Below are 4523 nucleotides of genomic sequence, written 5' to 3'. Positions count from 1 at the left end.
GGAGCGGGCCGCGGGGCGGTGGGTGCTGGCCGGGCGGTGTTCGGCCGGCCGCTCGCCGGCGGGGGAATGACCGTTGTGGGCCGTGTTGGCGGCGGTGCGCTCGCGCGGTCGAGCGCCTCGACCGACGCGTTATCGAAGGAGCCGGCCGGCAGGTATGTCTCGCGTAGCACCCTCACCCATTCCTGCGGGGCCGGGCGACGGTCGGCGTCAGTCGGCTCGAGACCGCGGCGGATCAGGTCGGCCAGTGGGGTGGGAAAGTCCTTCGGAATCTTCTTCGGGGCGGGCCAGCTGCCGTCCTGCGCCCGGTCCAGCCGGCCCGGGGTGAGCAGCAGGCCGCGATACATCGCCAGCGCCAGCGCGTACCAGTCGCTGCGGTGATCGTGAGCCGGGATCCGGCGTTCGACGAGGCGCGGGTCTGCCCAACCTATCGCCTGTACGCCCTCGGTGGGCGCGGGCGTCTGCGGCACCATGCCATCGCAGTCGATCAGGTACATCACCGGCCGTGGCGCCACCGACCACGCCAGGTTCTTGCCGTTCACATCGCCGTGCACAAGTCCGCGGCTGTGCACGAAGCTGAGGATCTCCGCCATGCGCATCAGGAGGGCGATTCGTCCCTTGGCCGCCGGCGGTCTGGCGCGCGCCATCACGAGGAAGTCAAGCGTGCGCACCCCATCGAACTCCTCGTGGAAGAGGTTCTTCGGAATGATGGGCAACACCACGCCACTGACTCTGCCCTGCGGCCCGATCTCCACATCGACCGGCCAGTTCACCGAGGACTCGGGTGTACCCCCGACCTTTGCGCCGACACTTGCGGAAACGGCGCGGCCGATCTTGACCAGCCTTTCCAGGTTCTCTCGGGACGGTGCCCGGTCCGGGTCGAAGTAGCGTTTGAAGACAAGACCAGGATCGCCTGTGCGGTGGATCGAGCCTATGCCGCCACGACTCAGCTCCTCGCGCACGACATAGGTTCCGTAGCTTCCCTGCACGGTCTCCACGTGGTGAAGCTCCAGGTCAGTACCGCATGACGGTGGACGGACTGTCGGGCTGGGCATTCCCGCGGCCGGTCCGACGGCGGACGCGCATGGTGAGCCCCTGTCAGCCGCTGGCGAGCGGAGTGACCCCGGCGATCACCCCCGACACGACACCCGCCACGCCGCAGCCAGGACAGTGGAAGCTGGGCTGGGCGGAGTTCCAACAGGAGAGATGCCCACAGTCACAGCGGACGATGTTGTCGGCACCGCAGCTGGGACAGCCTCGATAGTCCGCGGCCATCGCGACAGCGGGGCCGTCGGTGGTGGCCCGCGCCGCGTCGTCAGGGGGGATCGTGCTGCCGGGCCTCTGCCGGGACACGCCGAGCAGAAGGAGATAACCGTCTCGCTTCTCAAAGCGGCCAACGCCGGGGTGCCCGGTGTTCCCGCAGGTGACGGCGGCCAGGACGAAACGCTTGTAGATCATCGACGGCGACCCGGCTCGCGGTAGATTCCAAGAGGACGCCTGATTGGTCGGCGGCCGGGTAGGCGGGTTGCATGCTCGGAACGACGTGTCCTGCTGCCGTGCTGCGTTCTTTCTGAGGTCAGGCGCATTCCGACGCGTACCCCCGATCGCATGAATGACCCTCAGGATCCCCGGCGTGGCGAGTATAGTCCTTTCCCGCGTCCTGGGAGGCAATCCCTTTTTCCTGGGTGACCGGAGCAATGAATGCCCAGGTAAACGACGGTCAGACGAGCTGTTGGGCCGGTCGAGCTGGTGGTCGGCTGGCGCTAACGGCCGAGGACGGTCAGAGCGGGGGTCGGGAAGGTCATCGCCATGAACAGCAGCGTCACGGCGGTGGTCAGTTCGATGAGGGCGCCGAGGACGTCGCCGGTCAGCCCACCGAGGCGGCGCACGGCATAGCGCCGCAGCGCGTACGCCACAACCGTCCCGACGCACACGGCCATGACGCCGCGCACGGCGCGAGCGGTGTCGCCGCCGTCGTAGTCGAACCGGCCGGCCAGCGCGGCCACCACGCACACGCCGAGGAAGGCGAGCACCGCCTCGCGGGCGCGGACCGAGCCGGCCGCGAGGGCGCCGAGGCCGTCTGGCTGCGCGGCGGGGGTGGCGCCGGTGCAGGCCAGGGTGGCCGCGAGTCGGCCGGTCATCGCGGCGACCAGCAGCGACACGGTGCCGCGGTGCACGGTGATCGCCGCGCTCAGCGCGGCGACCTGGATGATCACGACGAACACGACGGCGATCACACCGAAGGCACCGATCGTCGACTCGCGCATGACCTCCAGCGCCCGTTCCCGGCCGCGCGCGTGGCGGGCGCCGAGGCCGTCGGCGAGGTCGGCCAGGCCGTCGAGGTGCAGGCCCCGGCTGCCGAGCGCCAGCACGGCGATGCCGACGGCGGCGGGCAGCAGCGTCTGGTTGCGGTGCCCGGGGGTGCCCGTGCTGATCCGCAGGCCGACGACCACGACGGCCGCCACCAGCCCGAGTACCAGCCCGACCAGCGGGGCGAGCGCCAGCGCCCGCCCGACCACCCGGCGTTCCAGCCGATCCGGCCCGCGCGCCGGCAGCACCGAGAGCAGCGTGAACGCGGTCCGCGTCGCCGGCATCACGCGCGGCCCGGCGTCACGTGATGTCATGTGGGCCCGGGTCCGGGCTGTCCTCGCCGATGTCCGCGGCCTTCCCGCTGACGCCCGCCTGGTCGAAGGTGGCCATCTCGGCCAGCGTCGCCTGCGCGGCCCGCACGATCGGCACCGCCAGCAGCGCGCCGGTGCCCTCGCCGAGGCGCAGGCCGGCGTCCAGCAGCGGGCTCAGGCCGAGGGAGTCCAGGGCGAGCGCTTGCGCTGGCTCGGGGGAGCGGGTGCCGGCGACCCACCAGTCCCGCGCGCCCGGCGCGATCCGCTCCGCGGCGAGCGCCGCCGCGCAGACGATCACCCCGTCGAGAACCACCGGGGTGCGCCGCGCGGCTGCCTGCACCAGCAGCCCAGCGAGGGCGAACAGGTCCGCGCCGCCCACGACCCGCAGCACCGACGCGGCGTTGCCGGCGAACGGCCGGCCGCGGCGCATCGCGTCGCGGATCGCGGCGGTCTTGACCATCCAGCGCTCGTCGTCGATGCCGGTTCCCCGGCCGACGACCTCGATCGGCTCGCGTTCGCACAGCAGCGCGACGATCGTCGCCGCGGGCGTCGTGTTGCCGATCCCCATCTCGCCGGGAACGAGCAGGTCGGCGCCCGCGTCGATCTCCTCATCGGCGATGAGCTTGCCGACGGCGAAGGCGCGCTCCGCCTCGTCGACGGACAGCGCGTCCTCCCGGTCGATGCGCCCGCTGGAGCGGCGCACCCGGTAGCGCTCGGGCGGCGCCTGCCCGTCGACCCCGCCGGGCGCGGTCGGCTCCGGGGAGTCCACGCAGACGTCGACGACCCGCACGCTCGCGTCAACCTGGCGCGCGAGCACGTTGACCGCCGCCCCGCCGGCGGCGAAGTTCCCCACCATCTGCGCGGTGACGTCGCTGGGGAAGGCGGACACGCCGATGCCGGCGATGCCGTGGTCGCCGGCGATCACGATGGCGCGGACCCGGGCGAACGGGCGCGGCGGGCAGGTGCCCTGCACCCCGGCGAGCCAGATCGACAGCTCCTCGAGCCGGCCGAGCGCGCCCGGCGGCTTGGTCAGCTGGGCCTGGCGGCGCCGCGCCGCCGCCATCGCTTCGGCGTCCAGCGCCGGAATGGCGAGTACGGCATCGGCCGTGTCATGGGAATCCACGAGGTCCTTACTACCCGATGGCCCGCGCGGCCCTGGCACCCGTCCCGGCAGCCGACCGTGGCATCAGCACTCTCCGGCCGTTCCACCGGCCGGACGACGTGAGCTGCACATCGCGGATTGAATCGGATACGTTGCCGGTTGTGGCCATTTCGGCGGGCTCGTCGTGGTCCCTTGGACCACATCGACCCACGGACCCGGACGGCGAGCCGCCGGTGTCCGGCGCGCGGCGGATCTTCCTGAGCCACACCGCCGAGCTGCGCCGCTTCCCCCGGGAACGCTCGTTCGTCGCCGCCGCCGAGCGGGCCGTCGCGCTCGCCGGCGACCGGGTCATCGACATGGCGTACTTCGGCGCCCAGGACGCCGACCCGGCCGAGTTCTGCGTGCGCACCGTCCGTGCGTCCGAGGTGTACCTGGGGCTCATCGGCTTCCGGTACGGCTCGCCGGTGCCTGGCCGGCCCGACGTGTCCCACACCGAGCTGGAGTTCGAGGCCGCGACGGCCGCGGGGATACCCCGGCTGGTGTTCCTGCTCGACGACAACGCCGAGGTTCCTTTCGGTGAGTTCGTCGACGAGACGTATGGCGCCCGCCAGCGTGCCTTCCGCGACCGGCTGCGCGACTCCGGCATCATCACCGCGGATTTCCGCGGCGCCGGCGACCTGACGACCGCCGTCCTCGACGCCCTGGTCAAACTGCGCGAAACCCAGCGCCGCGCCGCCGCCACCGCCGTCCGGGCTGGCTACGACGGCGCCGGCCCGAACGGTGCCGGCCGCCCTGAGCCGCAC

Annotated in this window: 5 protein-coding genes; 1 reads left to right on the top strand and 4 read right to left on the bottom strand. The window is 72.3% G+C overall.

The annotated features are described in order from the left end of the window. From MXD58_RS20630 to cobT, 4 genes are all read right to left on the bottom strand, one after another. Positions 1-995: protein kinase family protein (locus MXD58_RS20630; RefSeq protein ID WP_250609755.1), on the bottom strand; the 995-nt coding region annotated here is incomplete at its 3' end. Positions 996-1095: 100 nt separating this feature from the next. Continuing rightward, complete coding sequence (locus MXD58_RS20625) at positions 1096-1455, bottom strand: hypothetical protein (protein WP_248837197.1); 360 nt, start codon at positions 1453-1455, stop codon at positions 1096-1098. A gap of 305 nt (positions 1456-1760) precedes the next feature. Beyond that, positions 1761-2591: an adenosylcobinamide-GDP ribazoletransferase gene (locus tag MXD58_RS20620; RefSeq protein WP_250609754.1), complete on the bottom strand. Its 831-nt coding sequence runs from the start codon at positions 2589-2591 to the stop codon at positions 1761-1763. A gap of 16 nt (positions 2592-2607) precedes the next feature. Next, the gene (cobT, locus tag MXD58_RS20615) at positions 2608-3741 is read right to left on the bottom strand and encodes a nicotinate-nucleotide--dimethylbenzimidazole phosphoribosyltransferase (RefSeq protein ID WP_248837199.1); all 1134 of its coding nucleotides are present in this window, start codon (positions 3739-3741) and stop codon (positions 2608-2610) included. Between the two features lie 212 nt (positions 3742-3953). Here cobT and MXD58_RS20610 point away from each other — a divergent pair. Then, positions 3954-4523, top strand: a 570-nt coding sequence (locus MXD58_RS20610) for a DUF4062 domain-containing protein (RefSeq protein ID WP_250609753.1), incomplete at its 3' end; no start/stop codon positions are given.

It is taken from the genome of Frankia sp. AgKG'84/4 (genome assembly GCF_023242965.2).
Lineage (GTDB): Bacteria > Actinomycetota > Actinomycetes > Frankiales > Frankiaceae > Frankia.
The sequence above is the reverse complement of the archived record's forward strand: the minus strand, read 5'-3'. Positions and strand labels throughout refer to the sequence as shown.

Bases quoted from the DNA above. Each gene is read 5' to 3' on its own strand.
- MXD58_RS20620 (WP_250609754.1), bottom strand. From the start codon at position 2,591: ATGCCGGCGACGCGGACCGCGTTCACGCTGCTCTCGGTGCTGCCGGCG.
- MXD58_RS20625 (WP_248837197.1), bottom strand. From the start codon at position 1,455: ATGATCTACAAGCGTTTCGTCCTGGCCGCCGTCACCTGCGGGAACACC.